Here is a 16643-nt window from a genome sequence, read left to right on the forward strand (position 1 = left end):
TTAGAGATCCTTGTTCGTCGGCTGGATGTTCAGATCGATGAGGGTGCGGGCGAGAGTCGTCACGCGGAAGCCGTCGCGATGCTCGACGTCTGCGGTGGACAGGTCGGCGCGGTGGGTGAGCACGGCGGGGTCCCGCTGGCGGAATCCAGGCGGAACCGTCATGTGCACGACGGCCGGGTCGACCGGCGCGAGGCCATGGACGCTCAGAGCTGTCTCGTGGGAGAAGACCGCGCGGTCCAGGCTCCACAGGGACCAGCGGACCAGATGGTCCAGGTCGCTCGACGGGAGGTCGGCGTATTCGCGGAAGCGGTACAGCCCCCGGTCTACGCGCGTCCAGTTGCCCCGGCGGACGTGGAAGTACTGCGACTGATATGAGTAGCCGTCGAGCAGTGCCTGGGCCGCCGTGAAGTAGCCGCGCTGACGGGCGGCCCGGCGCCAGAGCCGGGTCCGGGATTCCTCTTCCCGCTGCCTCACGGTCGCCAGGCTAGCGTAAGGGAAACTTATAGTCACTTTTAGTTTCGTGCACGATGCGGATCTCGCCTTGTTCGCCCCAAAAGAGCTCAGGAGGCTTCGTACAGCTGGGTGCGCAAGTGGTCGACGGCGGTGCGTAGCCCGGTGCCGGAGCGGTCGCCGAAGAGTTCCGCGATCTCGACAACCGTGCCGAACTCTTGGTAGGCCGGAGAGTCCATGGACTGAACCTCCAGTTCGCTCTCGTCGTGCGCGGAGTACTGCGTCAGCACGCGGTCGAGTATCGCGCGCGCCTCGGGGGCGAACGACTCCAGGAACTCACGGTGCTGGAACTTGAAGCGGAGGGCGCGTTCGGAGCGCGACAGTACGGGGAGGCCCCAGCCGAGATAGATCAGCAGGTCGATAGCGTCGGCATCGGGACGGCCCGTCAGCTCACCGAGGTCGGCGGTGCTGATGCCGATGGCCTCCAGTCGCTCCCGCAGCTCCTTGCGGCTCCGGCTGTGCGCCCACTGGGCGAGCAGTTGGTTCGGGGATAGATCGAGCTCGTGCAGTTTGTCCTTGATGAACTGCTCCAGCCGCACGAGGCGCAGCCGCAGGCCCGTCCCGTCGGTCTCAGTGATGTAGACGGCCGAACCGAGGATGTTCACCTCTACGTCGTCGATATAGAGGGTGCGGCCCTCGGCGCGGATGTCGTCGATCTCCTCGCCGTCGGTGATCATCGGCGGAAGGTCACCGCCGTCGTGACCCTCATACCCAGCCTCGGGTTCGGCCGCCTCGTCGGGATCCGGGTCCGGCTCGATATCGAGGTCCTCAGGGAAAGTGATGAAGCTGCCGTCCGGGTCTGCCTCGTCGCGGAGCCGCCGGAGGGGCGGGCCATCGAACTTGGGGTCGTAGAACAGGCGGGTCGCGTCAACGAAGTCGATGATGTCGAACGCGAACTTGCCGGTCTCGGGCGACAGGCGGGTGCCGCGGCCGATCGTCTGCTTGAACTCTGGCATCGAGCGGATCACGCGGAACAACACGATGTTGCGGACGGTCGGGATGTCGACGCCCGTCGACAGCATCCGCGACGTCACCGCGATGACCGGGACCTCGGAGGCGTCGTCGCGGAATTCGTCCAGACGCTCTCGGCCGGCCTCGTGGTCGTCTCCGGTGATCCGGCAGACCCACTTGTGGCCGTACCGCTGCGACAGGTCGGCGTTGGCGCGGGTCAGCGCCCCGACCATGCGCATCGCGTGGTCGTTGGTCTGGCAGAACACGATGGTCTTGTGCATGCGGCCGGTCTTGTGCAGATACTCCGTCAGGTAGCGGGCTACCTCGTCGGTGCGGTCGAGGATGGCCACGAGCCGCTCAAAGTCCTTCGGTCCGTACAGCTCGTCGGGGATCTCCCTGCCGTACATGTCGAGCTGGCCTGTGTCCGGCCGCCAGCCGTACAAGTCGATGTCGATCCGGACGTTGCGGACCCGGTAAGGGGCGAGGAATCCGTCGCGAATGCCCTGGGCGAGGGAGTACTCGTAGATCGCGTCGCCAAAGTAATGGTAGGTGTCGACGTCCTTACGGCTAATCGGCGTGGCTGTTAGACCCAGTTGGACGGCGGGCTCGAAGTACTCCAGGATCTCGCGCCACTGCGAGCCCTCGGAGGCGCTGCCCCGATGACACTCATCGACGATGACGAGGTCGAAGAAGTCCCGGTCGAACTTCGTGTAGAAGTCCTGCGCTCCGCCGGGCTGCGACAGTGACTGGTACAGCGCGAAGTAGATGTTGCGGCTCTTCTGCACTTTGCCCTGGCCGAGCCGGTGGACGGCCTCGCCGAACATCTCGGTGAAGTAGTCGTCCTTCGGCTGGTCGATGAGGATGTTCCGGTCGGCGAGATACAGGACACGGGGCCGCCGCCCCTTGTCCGGCCAGTTTGCGTTCCACAGTTTCGCGACGATCTGTGCCGAGACCAGGGTCTTGCCCGTGCCGGTGGCCAGCACGAGGAGCAACCGCCGATTCCCCTTGGCGATGGCCTGGACGGCTCGGTTGATCGCATTGCGCTGGTAGTAGCGGGGGTCCTTCGGAGTGCCGTCCCAGTTGCGGGTCAGTGTGAACGGTGCGGAGGCCAGGCGGGCATGAGCGTCGTCAGTGAGGGATCGGTCATCGCGGTACCGGGCCCAGAGCTGCTCCGGTGTGGGGAACTCCGAGATCTCCGAAATCAGGCCAGCCCGGTAGTCGATCTCAATGATGCGGGTGCCGTTCGTCGAGTAGGCGAACGGGGCGTCCAGCAGCTCGGCGTACCGTTTGGCCTGCTCGAAACCCTCAGCGGGATCAATGCGGGAGCGCTTAGCCTCGACGACGGCGAGCGGTAGGCCGTCAGAGTACTCCAGCACGTAATCGGCGATCAGCGGGCGTTGCTGATGGTGGCGGCGGGCGGTCGGCTGGATCCGGCCGCGGTTGATCCGATACTGGCTCTTGACCTGCTCTTCTACATTCCAACCGGTCCGGACGAGAGCGGGCAGGACGAACCGCTTGCAGGTCTCGTCCTCGGTGGGGTTGCCGCTGCTGGAAGTCACCCCTCATTTCTACCCGCAGGGTGTGACAGTTTCCGGACTATCGATCCCAAACCCCCTTTGAACGCGGATTGGATCTTCGGCAGGATGGCCGGAAGCTACTCAGACTGGCAGACCTGCCGAATCACCCGGCTAGTGCTGTGACCGGAATGATCACCGGGTTGGCGTGTGGGACTTACCGGCCGGTTGGATGGGCTGGTCTTGTTCGATTGGCGCTCGGGAGGCCCGGTGACGCAACCGGTCAAGGTCCGCAGGCTCACGGACCAGGAAGGTCAGAAGCTGCAGCGGATCGTGCGGCGCGGCACGATGAGCACGGTCCGCTATCGGCGGGCGATGATCCTGCCGGCCTTTGCCGGCGGCAACACGGTGCCGGTCATCGCCCGCCTCGTGCAGGCCGATGAGAACACCGTGCGCGAGGTGATCCACCGGTTCAACGAGATCGGGCTGGCCTGCCTGGACCCTCAGTGGGCGGGAGGCCGTCCCCGCCTGCTCAGTCCCGATGACGAAGGCTTCGTCGCACAGACGGCCACCACCCGCCCGAGCAAACTCGGCCAGCCCTTCACCCGCTGGTCCATCCGCAAGCTCCTCGCCTACCTGCGCCGCCTGCCCGGCCGGGCCATCTCGATCGGCCGGCAGACCTTGCGCACCCTGCTGCACCGGCACGGGGTCTCTTCCAGCGCACCAAGACTTCCAGCGCATCAAGACCTGGAAGGAGTCCCCGGATCCGGACTTCGACGCCAAGCTCGATCAGATCGAGTACGCGCTGACGCAGCGGCTCGAGCGCACCTTCGCCTTCGACGAGTTCGGCCCGCTCGGCATCCGGCCGACCGCGGGGACTGGCTGGGCCCCGCAGGGTGAGCCGGACCGGCTGCCGGCCACCTACCGCCGCACCCAGGGCGTCACCTGCTTCCACGGTCGCTACTCCGTCGGTGACGACCGGCTGTGGGGCGTCAACCGGGCACGCAAGGGCATCGACCACACCTGGGCCGCTCTGAAGTCGATCCGCGCCGCCCGTCCGGGCGGCGTCCCGATCTACGTGATCCTGGAGAAGCTGTCAGCCCATAAGAACTGGCGCATCCGCACCTGGGCGAAGAAGAACAAGGTCAAGCTGCTGTTCACCCCCACGTACGCGTCCTGGGCCAACCCGATCGAGGCGCACTTCGGACCGCTCCGCCAGTTCACTCTGGCCAACTCCGACCACCCGAACCACACCGTCCTGACCCGCGCACTGCACGCCTATCCACGCTGGCGCAACGCGCACACCCGCCATCCCGACGTGCTGGCCGCCCAACGACGCGAACGCGCTCGCATCCGAAGTGAGAAGGGCATCCGCTGGGGCGGCCGGCCACTCACACCAGCAGCCTGAATCCCTCACTCGAGCCGGTGAAAGTTTCCGATCACAGCACTAGCCCGTGAGCCCGACGCTAACCGCCGTCTTGGCGCTCGCCTCGGTCTGAGCGCGCTCCAAGTGGCCGGCGCCCGGATCACACCTGATGCGGCCGACCTACATGCCACCGTTGTCGATGTGGCGCGTGGCGACGCCTACGCTGCCGGCGAGGTGCCCAAATACCTCGCCACCAGCCCGCACACGTCTGCCGGCCAGGAGCAAGGGGTAGCGGCAGTGGCTGCTGCGGCCGGGCTTGGAACAGGGAGCCTGCCGACCGACCATGCGGCGACGCTCACCGCGTCGGTGGAAGGCGCCGAACACCGGCTACGCCACCTACTGTCTCTCAAACGCAGCTCTGCGCCTTGTTGATGGACCAAGCGCGGCCAGGACCGGCGGTCGTTGCCGCACCTGACCTGCCTCCCAGCGCGGTGGCGAAGTGGTAGTTCGGAGGTGTATGTATCAACCCCTCCGAAGATGTCCCGATGATTCGGGAGGAAAATTCAAGGCCCTCCGCTCTTGTGTCCAGCCCTCATCATGGTGCTCCTGCTACTGGCCTGCGCTTTCACTCGCGCTGAATCGGATCAGGCTCGAGAGATTTACGACGCCCATGCCCGTCGTCACCGCACACCGTCGTCGACGGGGGTGACCGAACCTTGTCCTGCCGAGCTGTCCGATATCGACTCTGCCGGCAGGTATTTGGATCGGTGACAGGACAGCTTCGTCGACCGCCTAAGCCGAAGCCGACGTTCCGGCCTAGATGCCGGGATCCGGATGAGGTGGTCGTTGAAATCCGGAACGACGATCGGATTGGGCTTGACGGGGGTCGCGAAGGTGGGCGTCGATACACCCCCGCCCGACACGGGCCGCACCACGCGCGGGCTGGTGTTGACGGCGTGCTCGCCCGGTCAGCGTCGCTCGACGTGTGGGTGCTCGTCCGTGACGCGCGGCGGGAGAAGACGTCACAGGCAAAGGAGAACGGTGATGGCTGACGGCACCATCTACAAACGGTGCTCCTGTACCGGAGCGGACGGCAAGCCGCTGGGGCAGAAGTGCCCCAAACTACGACGGGCCGGCGGGGGCTGGAGCAGCCGGCACGGCGTCTGGTGCTACCAGATCGAGCTACCCGCCACCGTAGAGAGAAAGCGCCGGGGCCCGCTGCGCCGCAGCGGGTTCCCCACCCAGGACGCAGCCGGCGAACAACTAACGCAGGTGCGTGACCTACTGGCGCTGGCCGACCCTGCCGAGGTACTGATCCGCAATCAGATCGCCGACCTGATCAAGCGGACCTTGGCCGAAACCGGCGCGCTGCCCAGCGTCGAGACGGTGCGCCGCCGCGTCCGGACGCGGCAGGACCTGACCCAGGATGTGACGGTCGCGCAGTGGCTGGAGGAGTTCCTCACACGCAAACGGAAGATCGAAGAGTCGACCCGGCGCTCCTACGAAGGCCACATCCGCCTCTACCTCACCCCGTACCTGGGCCATATCCGGCTGGATCAGCTCAAGGTCGGGGACGTGGCCGGGATGTTCGAGCAGATCGAGGAGTTCAACGACGCCATCGCCGAGCGGCGGGCCAGCGCGGATCGGCAGGTGCGCGCGAGTGTGAAGTATCGGCGTGCGGTGAGCACGGCCACGATGCACCGCATCCGGGCAACGCTGCGGCATGCGCTGAACATGGCCATCCGCCAGGACCGGCTGATCGACTTCAACCCGGCCGCCGTGCTGGAGATGCCGGCCAGTACTCGCCCCAAAGCACTGGTGTGGACGAAGGACCGGGTCGAGGAATGGCATCGCGACTTTCGCGCCTACCGGGCTGCTGAGCGGGAGAGGCGAGGCGGGCGGCGGGTCGATCCGATAGACGCCTACGTGCGGGTGCCGCGACCGTCGTCGGTGATGGTGTGGACACCGCAGCAGACCCGGCTGTTCTTGCAGGAGGCCAGGCGTCATCGCCTGTTCGCCCTGTATCGGCTGATCACGCTGCGGGGACTACGGCGCGGCGAGGCGTGCGGGCTGCGGTGGAAAGAGGTCGACCTGGACGCCGGGAGCGCACGCATCGCCTGGCAACTGGTGCAGCTGGCCGGTCAGATCCGCGAGAGCAGACCCAAAACCGACGCCTCGATGCGCACCATCGCGCTGGACGCCGAAACCGTCATGGTGCTGCGGGAGCACAAACGCCGTCAGCAGGAGGAACGGCTCGCAGCCGGACAAGCCTGGACAGAGACCGGGTTCGTGTTCACCCAGCCGGACGGGGATCGGCTGCACCCCCAGCACGTGTCCGACCAGTTCCTGTGGCTGGCCTACCTGGCCGGGCTACCGCCGATCCGGCTGCATGACCTCCGGCACGGAGCCGCATCGTTGATGCTGGCCGCCGGCGTAGAGATCAAGGTCGTGCAGGAGACCTTGGGACACACCTCCAGCGCCTTCACCGCCGACACCTACACCTCCGTCTTCCCTCAAGTGGCGATGGCCGCGGCGGAGAAGACCGCGGCATTGCTGCTGGGCGACGAGCACGATGGCAGCGTGGTGCGTCACCTTCCCGCCTAGCTGTCAGCAGGAACAGCCGACGAGGTGAGATGACGGCCTCGTTCCGATGGGAGCGCGCGGAACGAGGCCGTTGTCACGCGCGGAGGGAGCGGTGAACACGACGACAGACAGCATGTTGATCATGGTGTGTACAGGATTGGTACGGGCGAGCACCGGAGGAGCACCAAACGACTAGAACTATGTTCCAAATGAGGGCGCAAAAATAGGTTACCGCAGGTCAGCGCCATGATCGAAGCGCGCCCTGCAGGATTCGAACCTGCGACCGTCGGATTAGAAGTCCGGTGCTCTATCCAGCTGAGCTAAGGGCGCTCAGGCATCATTGTGCATGATCCCACGCGTGCTCACGAACTGGATAGCGGAGTACGCCGTCTGCGAGGATACTCGAAGCCGAGTATTCGAGGAGAGCTCACCACCATGGCCCCTAGGTCGAGAAGTAATCCATTGGCGTTGGCGGTGCTGGCGCTGCTGTTCGAGCGGCCGATGCATCCGTATGAGCTGGCGGCGACGATGCGGGAGCGGCGCAAGGAGGAGAGCATCAAGCTGAACTTCGGCACGCTCTACTCGGTGGTGCAGAGCCTGGAGAAGCGGGAGCTGGTGCGGGTGAAGGAGGTCGTACGGGAGGGGCGGCGGCCTGAGCGGACGATCTATGAGATCACCGAGGCGGGGAAGCTGGAGCTGCAGGACTGGCTGAGTGAGCTGGTGTCTGTGCCGGTGCGGGAGTACACGGGGTTCGAGGCTGGGCTGTCGTTGTTGCCGGTGCTGGAGCCGGGGGTGGCGGTGCGGTTGCTGGAGGAGCGGCGGGCTCGGCTGGAGCAGGGGCTGGCTCAGGCGGAGGCGGCCTGGGGGGTGGCGGTCAAGGATGGGCTGCCTCGGTTGTTGATGATCGAGGCGGAGTATGTGGTGGTGTTGCGGCGGGCTGAGCTGGAGTGGGTGGGAGGGCTGGTCGAGGAGATCCGGGGTGGGTCGTTCGATGGGCTGGAGATGTGGCGGGAGTGGCATCGGCGGATCGGGGATGGGTTGCCGATGGAGGCTGAGGAGGGGTGAGGCCGGCGGTTTGCCTTGGCTGAGCACGATGGCTGAGCACGATGGCTGAACCGGCCGATGGGGGCACCGCCGAAGTAGGGGACGGTCTGCCGGTGGCGGGAGGGTGAAGTCGGCGGTTCGCCCTGGCCAGGCACGGCGGCCGGACCGGGCGGTGAGGCGTCGGCTGATGTAGGGGACGGTCTGCCGGTGGCGGGCGGGTGGCGGTGGCGGGAGGTTGGGGCGGGGCTGAAAGGGGGGAAGCGGGCCGGGGGAAATGCCGGGCGCGGGGAGGAGTCCTGGTTTATTCTCTTCTGCCATGGTCACGGCGCTCGTGTGCGAGGTCCCGTTGAGCGGCGGGAACGTGACGGACGGAGTGGTGCGGATCGGCGACACCGTCCGGAGGCCGGTGTGCGCGTGGACGCCCAAGGTGCATGCGTTACTGGAGCATCTGGAGGCTGCCGGGTTCGAGGGGGCGCCGCGGCTGCTGGGGGTGGATGAGGCCGGGCGCGAGGTGGTGAGCTTCATCCCGGGTACGGCAGGCCTGACGGCGGAGAGTGCGAGTGATGAGGCGCTCAAGGGGCTGGCGGGGTTGTTGCGGGAGTTTCATGACGCGACGCAGGGGTTCTCGCTCTCGCCGCACGGGTGGTCCAAAGGGTCGAATGACGATCGGACGCCGGAAGTGATCGGGCATTGCGATGTCACGCCGGAGAATACGATATTTCGGGGAAGCACTCCGGTAGCGCTCATCGACTTCGATTTGGCACGGCCGACGACGCGGTTGTTCGACATTGTCACGACGGTGCGGCATTGGGCGCCGATCGCGGATCCGGTGGATCGGCATCCTCTGTTGCGTCCCCTTGAGGTGGGGCCTCGGTTGCGGTTGTTCTGCGATGCCTATGGGCTGGCGGCCCGGGATCGGCGGCGGCTGCTGGATCTGGCGCGGACGCGGTTTCATCGCTCCTACCAGGTGATGCGGAGCCGAGCCGCGGAGGAGCCGGCGTGGGCGCGGATGTGGGACAGCGGAGCGGGGGCGCGGATCCGGCGGGCGTCGGCCTGGCTGGATGTGCACGAAGATGAGCTTCGTGCACATCTCATCTAGTAGGCAGCGGGACGGGTTGGGCCTGACGCGGGCGCAGGAAAACCGGGCCCAAGGAAACCGGGCGCACGACAGACCGGCGCAGGACAGGCGGGCGCAAGAAAGAGCGGTGGGGATCGCGCTCGGGGTGGTGCTGGATGCGGTGTTCGGGGATCCTCGGCGGGCGCATCCCGTAGCCCTGTTCGGGAGCGCGGCGGCGGCGCTGGAGCGGCGGCTGTACGCGGATCGCCGGCCCAATGGGGTGGTGCACGTGGCGGTGCTGGTGGGGGCGGCGGCGGGGCTGGGGATGCTGGCCGAGCGGGCTCCGGCGCCGGTGAGGACGTTGCTGACGGCGGCGGCAACCTGGGCGGTGCTGGGCGGGACGACCCTCGCCAGGGAGGGCACCCTGATGGCCGGTCACCTGGAAGCGGACGACCTGGGCGCGGCGCGCGAACGGTTGCCGCATTTGTGTGGGCGGGACCCGTCCGCGCTGGAAGCGCCCGAGCTGGCGCGGGCCACGGTCGAGTCGCTGGCGGAGAACACGTCGGATGCCGTGGTCGCGCCGCTGTTCTGGGGTGCGGTCGCGGGGGTTCCGGGGCTGCTGACCTACCGGGCGATCAACACGCTGGACGCCATGGTCGGGCACCGTTCGCCGCGCTACGAGCGGTTCGGATGGGCGGCGGCGCGGCTGGACGACGTCGCCAACCTGGTGCCTGCGCGGCTGACCGGGCTGCTGGCGGTCGCCGCCGGGCCGGATCGTGCCGGGGCGCTGAAGGTGCTGCGCCGGGACGGGCACCGGCATCCGAGCCCGAACTCCGGCCGGTGCGAGGCGGCCTTCGCAGGGGCGCTGGGGCTGACCCTGGGCGGGACCAACGTGTACGGCGAGCGGGTCGAGCACCGGCCCGAGCTGGGCGAGGGGCGGAAGCCGGAGGTGCGCGACATCCGGCCTGCCGTACGGCTGGTCAGAAAGGTCTCCTACGCCGCAGCCGGGCTGGCCGTAGCGGTCACCGCCGCAAGGGGCGTGGCCGCAGCGACCGCCGCCCTAAGAGGCAGGCCGTAACAGTCACCGCCGCATGAGGGCAGGCCGTAACAGCTGCCACCGTAAGAGGAAGCCCGTGGCAGCCACCGCCCTAAGAGGAACAGCCGCCGCCGCAAGAGGGCTCAGGCGGCGACCAAGGCTCTGATCTCGCCCAGCACGTCGGGAGTGGCGTCCACCGGGTGCGCGGAGATGTACAGCCGCGCGAAGGCGATGTGGTAGTCCTCCACCAGCGCGGGCTCGCTGATCAGCTTGGAGCCGTGCAGCAGGTGCAGCGCGAGCAGGTCCTCGCGGTGCCGCTCGGGGAAGCGGGTGAGGGTGAAGGGCGCGCCGTTGTAGAGGTACTGGGTCACCGTGCTGGGCCGGGCCATCTGGACGGTGATGCGGGGCTCCTTGGCCGCGGCGATGAGCGCGTCGATCTGGTCGAGCCGGGCGTCCACGTTGGCCAGGGGCGGGTCGAGCAGGGTGCGCCGGTCGAGGACGACCCAGAGCGCGGGTCCGTCCTCGCGCCGCAGCACCTCCTGGCGGCGCATGATCAGGTCGGCGCCGGTGCGGATCTGCTCGGTGGTGGCGCCGGGGTGCTGGACCGCCCGGACGGCGGCCTCGGCATAGGCACGCGTCTGGAGCAGGGCGGGCAGGTAGTGGGGGCCGTAGCTGTAGATGAGGCTCGCCCGGTCCTCCGAGGCGCAGGCGGCCGAGAGCCAGATGGGCACTTCGGGACGGTCGTACCAACCGGGTTCGCGCTCGCCGCGCACGAGGGAGAGCAGGTGCTGGCGCTCGTGCCAGTCCTGGAGCCCGTAGTGCTCCAGGAGGGCGGCGACCTCGCGTTCCTGCGGCTCGTGGCGGCCGGTCTCGATGGCGGCGACGCGGGCGTGGGTGAGCCCGACGGCGGCGGCGGCCTCCTCCATGCGCAGACCTCGGTGCACGCGTAAGCGTGCCAGTTGCTGACCGATCAAGGTCTGTGCGATCACCGCTGATTACCTCCGCTGGACGGCCAGAGAAGCGTACGGCAAGCACAGCGGCATAATGCGAAATTTCCTCTTTTCCGAAGTGAACCCAGAGGAAGTTTCCAACAAAAGGGACATTCCTCGAATATCGGAACGCTGGGTAGCCTGAGACGGTGACGGGACGCAAGCCACCCGGCATGCCCTTCGAGACCTGGATCGACCGCCAGATCCGCGAAGCCACCGAACGCGGCGAGTTCGACAACCTGCCCGGCTCCGGCAAGCCGATCCCCGGCGACGAGCTGTGGTGGATCAAGCAGAAGCTGCGCTCAGGGAACCTCTCCTTCCCGCTCCCGCCCACCCTGGCCCTGCGCAAGGAGGCCGAGCAGGCACTCGAGATCGCCCGCGAGTGGCGCGAACGACACCGCCGCTGATCCACGGGCCCGCGAAAAACCGATCGCGCCCGGCGCAGGCCGCTTGTTAGCCTCCCAGGGCACCGTCGGATCCGGACCTGAAGGATGGCCCATGCCCCGGCTCGCGCCGAGCGCGCCCTGCCGTACCAACTGAAGACGCTTGGCCGCTCGGCCGCCCTTGCCTTTTTCTCTCTGATGAGCAAGGAGCTCCGGCGTTGCCTGACCAGACTGTTTCCCGCACCGGCACGTTCACCTGCACCCGGTGCGGTCTCACCGTGACCACGCTCGCGCCCGACGGCGTGCGGCGCGATCACTGTCCCACCTGTCTCCACTCGCTGCACGTCACGGACCACGTCCAGGGCGGGCCGTCCGAGTGCCGTTCACGCATGGCCCCGATCTCGATCGCGGTGTTGCGCAACGGCGACTGGATGCTCATCCACCGGTGTTCCGGCTGCGGCGAGCTGACCTCCTCACCCGTCCGCGGGGACGACAACCAGCTCATCCTGTTGCGCATGGCGGTCCGCCCGCTGGCGCAGCCGCCGTTCCCGCTCGAAACGCTGGGCGTGTTGTGATGCCGCGCAAGAAGGTACGGCAGAGCCGCCCCCAGCAGCCCAAACCGCTGGTCCGTGAGGCGGCCGGCGGGGCGTTCCGCTGTGTCGGCTGCCGGATGGACGTCCCGCTGGCCGCCCCCGGCACCGCGCACCGCAACCACTGCCCGCACTGCCTGACCAGCGTGCATCTCGACCGCCGGCGACCCGGCGACCGGGAGGCCCGCTGCCGGGGCCGGATGGCGGCGCTGAGCCTGTCGGTCCGGCAGGACGGCGAATGGATGATCATCCATGAGTGCGTCGCCTGCGGGGAGCTGAGCGCCAACCGCATCGCCGGCGACGACAACGCGCTGGCGCTGATCAGGATGGCGTTGCGCCCGATCAGCACGTTGCGCACCGGCTAGAGGCTCCGGCCGAGGTCGGCGATGAAGCGGGCGAGGCCGGCCCGGCGGCGGAAGAACTCTTCCGTCGCCGGCGTCGCCGCCTCGCCCGCCCGGTCCAGCGGCAGCGCGGTCCAGGCCGAGCGCAGCACCAGCGAGACCACGTATCCGGTCTCGACGTCCACGCCCGGCAACGCCGAGGCGTAGGCGGGCAGGATGGTGTCGTGGATGGCGGCCAGCTCGGCCGGGTCCACCTCGCCGTCGTGCGCCCGGCCGACCAGGAGCTGGCCCAGGTCGAAACCGGCGACGCCCGGGTACGGCCAGCTCCAGTCGATCGCCACGAACTCGGCCGGGCCCTCCGCCGGGACCAGGAGGTTCTGCGGGCCGGCGTCGCCGTGTCCGTGGAAGTGCGGCAGGCCCTCCGACAGCTTCAGCAGGTCGGGGATGCGCCCGGCCAGGGCCAGCAGGTCGGCGCGCAGCAGCGGGTCGGCGTTCCGGGCGACCAGGGGCTGCTGCCAGAAGGCCGGCTCGCGCAGCATCGGCACGAACGCGTGCGTCACGACCCCGCCCAGGTAGATCCGCATGCCGGCGTCGATGTCGGGCGAGGGGCGCAGCGCCGCGAGCTCGCCGAGCAGCCGGGCCGCCCGCCGGTAGCGCTCGAGGTCCCACTCCCCCGCCGCCTGCCGTACGTCCTCCATCCAGAGCACCAGCCGGTCGTCGCCGAGGTCCTCGACCAGGTAGACCTCCGGCAGGCGCAGCCCTTCCGGCAGTGGCGGCGGCGAGAGGTAGACGTCGGCGTCGGCCCGCCACGGGTAGCCCTCGACCGCCCGCTCGCGCAGCTCCGGCGGGATCGCCACCAGCTCGGGCCAGTGCCGCATCGACCGGATCGACTTGGCGACCACCGACCAGGGGCGGCCGTCGGTCGTGGTCCCGTGGATCCGGCGGAGCTCGGCGGTCGACAACGCGGTGTGCCCCAGGTGCTCGACGTGCTGGGTGGCGATCCGCGCCGCGGGGTCTCCGACGTGGGTCCGCACGACCTCCTGCAAGCTGCTCATACCTCGACGATCCTTTTCCCCGGCGGCCGGCCGCATGAGTAAGCGATACTCAAGTGTGTGGCCTTTCCGCGGTCGTGACGCGCAACTGGCGGCCATCCGGTCGGCGGCCGGTGGCATCGTGGTGGCCGGGCCGCCCGGCGCGGGCAAGAGCCGGCTGGCCGCGCAGGCCGTCGAGGGTTCCGGCGCCGCGTGGGTGCGGGCCACCGAGGCCGCCGCCGAGCTGCCGCTGGGCGCGTTCGCGCCGCTCCTGCCGACCGACAGTCCCGGGGGCAACCCGCTGGGCTGGGCGGCTTCGGCGATCACCGCGCCGCTGCTGGTCGTGGACGACGCCCACCTGCTCGACGCCGCCTCGGCCGCGCTGGTCCACCATCTGGTGGTGCACCGCCGTACCAGAGTGGTGGTGACGGTCCGCGCCGAGACGACGCCGCCCGACGCGGTGCGGGCGCTGTGGAAGGACGACCTGCTGCCGCGCCTCGACCTCGGGCCGCTGACCCTGGAGGAGACCGCCGACCTGCTCGACGCGGCGATGGGCGGGCGGGTGGAGCGCGAGTCGGTGGCCCGCTTGTGGCGCGCGTCCGGCGGTAACGCCCTCTACCTGCACGAGCTGGTGCTCTCCGGCGTGCTCCAGCGCTCGGGCGAGTTGTGGCGCTGGGCGCGCGAGCCGTCCATCACCCCCTCGCTGCGCCAGACGATCGCCGGCCGCATCGGCCGGCTCACCGCCGACGAGCGCGAGGTCCTCGAATACCTCGCGTACGGCGAGCCGCTCGGCGCCGAGCCGCTGGCCGCCCTCACCGCCGAGGCGGCGGTCGAGCGCTTGGAGGACCGGCACCTGGTCACCGTCGATCACGACGGCAGGCGCCTGCGCGTCCGGCTCGCCCACCCGCTCTACGGCGAGGTGATCCGCGCCGGCTGCGGCACGCTGCGCGCCCGCGGCCTGATGCGCCGCCTGGCCGACGCGGTGGCCGCGACCGGGCTGCGCCGCCGGGAGGACGTCCTGCGGGTGGCGGTCTGGCGGCTGGACGGCGGCGCGGCCCGCGATCCCGACCTGCTGCTGCGGGCCTGCCAGCGGGCCCGCGCGACCCGGGACCTGCATCTCGCGCTGCGCCTGGCGAGGGCGGCGACCGAGGCGGGCGGCGGCCTGGAGGCGCAGCTCGCGCTGGCCGCGATCCTGTTCTACCTCGACCGCTACGAGGAGTCGGAGGAGGTCTACGCCGCCGCCTGGGCGCGGGAGATGGACGACGACCGGCGGATCGAGTGCGCCATCACCCGCTCGTTCAACCTGTTCTGGGGCCTGGGCCGGAGCGAGGCGGCCCTCGCGGTGCTGGACGAGGCGGAGGCCGGGATCACCGGCGCCGAGGAGCGGCAGGCGGCGTTCGGCACCCGCGCCTCTCTGGAGACCTTCAGCGGCGACCTGGTCTCGGCGAGCGCGCGGCTGGAGCGGGTCACGAGCGAGCGGATCGTGCATCCGCGCGGGCGGCTGGCCCACGGCACGACGCGCGCGGGACTGCTGCTGGCCGAGTGCCGGCTGGAGGAGTGCCTGGCGCAGGTGGCCGAGATGCGCGCGGAGATCGCCCGGTACGGCGGCGACCTGCCGAGCATGACCGCCGCCGTGCTCGACAGCGCCGCGGCGGCGCACCTGCTGATGGGCGAGCTCGACCGGGCGGGCGAGGCGGCGGCGGAGGGCTACCGGCTGGGCGGCGAGTTCGGCACCTGGCCGCGCGCCATCCAGACTTTCGGCTCGCGGCAGGCGCAGGTGGCGCGGCTGCGCGGCCGGCTGGCGGACGCGCTCGGCTTCACCCGCGACATCGTCACGCGGCTGCCCGAGCGGGCCGCCTTCGCCGGGCCCTGCCTGGGCGAGCTGGCGCTGGCGCACGCGCTGCGCGGCGAGGCGTCGGCGGCCGAGGAACGGCTGGCCGAGGCCGAGCGGCGCGCCCTGCCGATCGGGCCGCCGGTGACGGCTCCGGTGGCCTTCGCCCGGATCTGGACGCTGGCCGCGCGCGGCGATCTCGCCGGCGCGGTGCGGGCGGCGCTGGAGCTGGCCGACGAGACGACGCCGTGCTTCGTGCCCTTCGCGCTGCACGACGTGGTCCGGCTGGGCCGGGCCGAGCTGGTCGCCGACCGGCTGGCCGCGTGGCCGATAGAGGGGCGGCTGCTGCCGCTGCTGGCCAGGCACGCGCAGGCCCGCGGCGCGGCCGAGCTCGCGGCGGTGTCGGCGGAGTTCGCCGAGCTCGGCTTCCTGCTCTTCGCCGCCGAGGCCGGGGCTCAGGCGGCGCTCGCCCACCATCGCGAGGGCCAGGCGCGGGCCGCCCGCAACGCGACCACCCGGGCCTGGCAGCTCGCCCGCGCCTGCCAGGGGGCGCGCACGGTCGCCCTCACCGACCTGGAGGTGCCCGGGCTGACCCCGCGCCAGCGCGAGATCGCGATGATGGCGGCGCAGGGGCTCAGCAACCGGGAGATCGCCGAACGCCTCGTCGTGTCGGTGCGGACGGTGGCCAACACGCTGGGCGCGGTCTACGAGAAGACCGGCGCCCGCGACCGGGGCGAGCTCAGCGCGATGATCGGCGCGTTCTAGTCCTGCCGGGGGACGCCGACGGTGATCTCGTTGCCCAGCTTGTAGCCGCCGAGCAGTTCGAGGTCGTCACCGCTCCAGAACCGTCCCGGGTCGTACCAGTTGGTGCGCCGTTCGGCCGGGAGCAGGCCCATCGCCTCGTAGGTGACCGCCACGACCTCGGCGCAGTAGGCGCTCTCCAGCACGCGCTCGCGCGGCGGCTTGCGCAGTTGCGGGACCCGGCCGCGGAACCAGCGGCCGGCCAGGCGGGCGGTCGACGGGAACGGCGTGCCGTCGAGCCTGGCCACCGTGCGCAGGGCCGCGTCCTCCATCTCGGGACTGGCCAGCGGTTCGAGCTGGCGGAGCCAGGCCCGCTGGCCGTACCGGTTGCCCCAGACGGTGACGGCGGCGCGCAGGTCGTGCAGTTGCACCCCGCGCTGGTGGGTGCCCGCCCACAGGTCGGGCAGCGACTTGCCGAGCTCGGCGTGCCACATCATCGGCGGCAGGTCCTCGACCACGATGGCCATGCCGACGTGGTTGACCGGGCTGTTGGTCATCGTCTGGATCGCCCGGTCGGGCACGGAGCGGCCCCTGAACACCCACAGGTCGCCGGTGCGGGTCTCGTTGACGGCTTCGTCTAGTGTGAGCACGCATCAAGACTAAGCACGGGTAGCGT

At 69.7% G+C, this 16643-nt stretch carries 13 protein-coding genes, 1 tRNA gene and 1 pseudogene; 9 read left to right on the forward strand and 6 right to left on the reverse strand.

Annotated elements, in window-relative coordinates; translation table 11 throughout:
* The gene (locus ACIBG7_RS27445; RefSeq protein ID WP_397338115.1) at positions 1-474 is read right to left on the reverse strand and encodes a hypothetical protein; all 474 of its coding nucleotides are present in this window, start codon (positions 472-474) and stop codon (positions 1-3) included.
* An 86-nt stretch (positions 475-560) separates the two neighbouring features.
* Positions 561-3020 carry an EcoAI/FtnUII family type I restriction enzme subunit R gene (gene hsdR, locus ACIBG7_RS27450; RefSeq protein ID WP_397338116.1) on the reverse strand — a complete coding sequence of 820 codons (2460 nt, stop codon included), beginning with the start codon at positions 3018-3020 and terminating at the stop codon, positions 561-563.
* 225 nt (positions 3021-3245) lie between these two features.
* Between hsdR and ACIBG7_RS27455 the strand changes: the two are divergent.
* Together ACIBG7_RS27455 and ACIBG7_RS27460 are read left to right on the forward strand one after the other, a co-directional pair.
* Positions 3246-4383, forward strand: a pseudogene (locus ACIBG7_RS27455) (IS630 family transposase).
* Positions 4384-5385: 1002 nt separating this feature from the next.
* Positions 5386-6945, forward strand: coding sequence for a tyrosine-type recombinase/integrase (locus tag ACIBG7_RS27460; protein ID WP_397338117.1), 1560 nt, complete (start codon positions 5386-5388; stop codon positions 6943-6945).
* Between the two features lie 235 nt (positions 6946-7180).
* Here the strand turns inward: ACIBG7_RS27460 and ACIBG7_RS27465 are convergent.
* Positions 7181-7254, reverse strand: a tRNA-Arg gene (locus ACIBG7_RS27465).
* 132 nt (positions 7255-7386) lie between these two features.
* Between ACIBG7_RS27465 and ACIBG7_RS27470 the strand changes: the two genes are divergently transcribed.
* The 3 genes from ACIBG7_RS27470 (at position 7387) to ACIBG7_RS27480 (ending at position 10103) form a co-directional block, all read left to right on the forward strand.
* Positions 7387-7989 carry a PadR family transcriptional regulator gene (locus ACIBG7_RS27470; RefSeq protein WP_397338118.1) on the forward strand — a complete coding sequence of 201 codons (603 nt, stop codon included), beginning with the start codon at positions 7387-7389 and terminating at the stop codon, positions 7987-7989.
* A 295-nt stretch (positions 7990-8284) separates the two neighbouring features.
* Positions 8285-9067 (forward strand): phosphotransferase, encoded by a 783-nt coding sequence (locus ACIBG7_RS27475; RefSeq protein WP_397338119.1) that lies wholly within the window; start codon positions 8285-8287, stop codon positions 9065-9067.
* A complete protein-coding gene (locus ACIBG7_RS27480) occupies positions 9030-10103 on the forward strand; it encodes a cobalamin biosynthesis protein (protein WP_397338120.1) in 1074 nt (357 codons plus the stop codon). Before ACIBG7_RS27475 ends, ACIBG7_RS27480 begins: the two co-directional genes overlap by 38 nt.
* A 101-nt stretch (positions 10104-10204) precedes the next feature.
* On the opposite strand, the gene ACIBG7_RS27485 is transcribed toward ACIBG7_RS27480, so the two are convergent.
* Positions 10205-11050 (reverse strand): helix-turn-helix domain-containing protein, encoded by an 846-nt coding sequence (locus tag ACIBG7_RS27485; RefSeq protein ID WP_397338121.1) that lies wholly within the window; start codon positions 11048-11050, stop codon positions 10205-10207.
* 149 nt (positions 11051-11199) lie between these two features.
* Between ACIBG7_RS27485 and ACIBG7_RS27490 the strand changes: the two genes are divergently transcribed.
* From ACIBG7_RS27490 to ACIBG7_RS27500, 3 genes are all read left to right on the forward strand, one after another.
* Positions 11200-11457, forward strand: a complete 258-nt coding sequence (locus ACIBG7_RS27490) for a DUF1992 domain-containing protein (RefSeq protein WP_397338122.1) — start codon at positions 11200-11202, stop codon at positions 11455-11457.
* Positions 11458-11651: 194 nt separating this feature from the next.
* A complete protein-coding gene (locus ACIBG7_RS27495) occupies positions 11652-12008 on the forward strand; it encodes an RNHCP domain-containing protein (RefSeq protein ID WP_357932215.1) in 357 nt (118 codons plus the stop codon).
* A complete protein-coding gene (locus tag ACIBG7_RS27500) occupies positions 12008-12388 on the forward strand; it encodes an RNHCP domain-containing protein (RefSeq protein ID WP_357932212.1) in 381 nt (126 codons plus the stop codon). Before ACIBG7_RS27495 ends, ACIBG7_RS27500 begins: the two co-directional genes overlap by 1 nt.
* On the opposite strand, the gene ACIBG7_RS27505 is transcribed toward ACIBG7_RS27500, so the two are convergent.
* Positions 12385-13419 (reverse strand): hypothetical protein, encoded by a 1035-nt coding sequence (locus tag ACIBG7_RS27505; protein WP_357932209.1) that lies wholly within the window; start codon positions 13417-13419, stop codon positions 12385-12387. The two genes, ACIBG7_RS27500 and ACIBG7_RS27505, sit on opposite strands and share 4 nt — an antisense overlap.
* A gap of 55 nt (positions 13420-13474) precedes the next feature.
* Between ACIBG7_RS27505 and ACIBG7_RS27510 the strand changes: the two genes are divergently transcribed.
* On the forward strand, positions 13475-15991 hold the full coding sequence (locus ACIBG7_RS27510; protein ID WP_397338123.1) for a LuxR C-terminal-related transcriptional regulator: 2517 nt from the start codon (positions 13475-13477) through the stop codon (positions 15989-15991).
* On the opposite strand, the gene ACIBG7_RS27515 is transcribed toward ACIBG7_RS27510, so the two are convergent.
* The gene (locus ACIBG7_RS27515) at positions 15988-16617 is read right to left on the reverse strand and encodes a hypothetical protein (RefSeq protein ID WP_357932204.1); all 630 of its coding nucleotides are present in this window, start codon (positions 16615-16617) and stop codon (positions 15988-15990) included. The two genes, ACIBG7_RS27510 and ACIBG7_RS27515, sit on opposite strands and share 4 nt — an antisense overlap.
* Positions 16618-16643: the final 26 nt, after the last annotated feature.

This window comes from Nonomuraea sp. NPDC050328, from assembly GCF_044459405.1.
In the GTDB taxonomy this organism is placed as follows: domain Bacteria; phylum Actinomycetota; class Actinomycetes; order Streptosporangiales; family Streptosporangiaceae; genus Nonomuraea.

Bases quoted from the DNA above. Each gene is read 5' to 3' on its own strand.
- ACIBG7_RS27460 (WP_397338117.1), top strand. From the start codon at position 5,386: ATGGCTGACGGCACCATCTACAAACGGTGCTCCTGTACCGGAGCGGAC.
- ACIBG7_RS27475 (WP_397338119.1), top strand. From the start codon at position 8,285: ATGGTCACGGCGCTCGTGTGCGAGGTCCCGTTGAGCGGCGGGAACGTG.
- ACIBG7_RS27480 (WP_397338120.1), top strand. From the start codon at position 9,030: ATGTGCACGAAGATGAGCTTCGTGCACATCTCATCTAGTAGGCAGCGG.
- ACIBG7_RS27500 (WP_357932212.1), top strand. From the start codon at position 12,008: ATGCCGCGCAAGAAGGTACGGCAGAGCCGCCCCCAGCAGCCCAAACCG.
- ACIBG7_RS27505 (WP_357932209.1), bottom strand. From the start codon at position 13,419: ATGAGCAGCTTGCAGGAGGTCGTGCGGACCCACGTCGGAGACCCCGCG.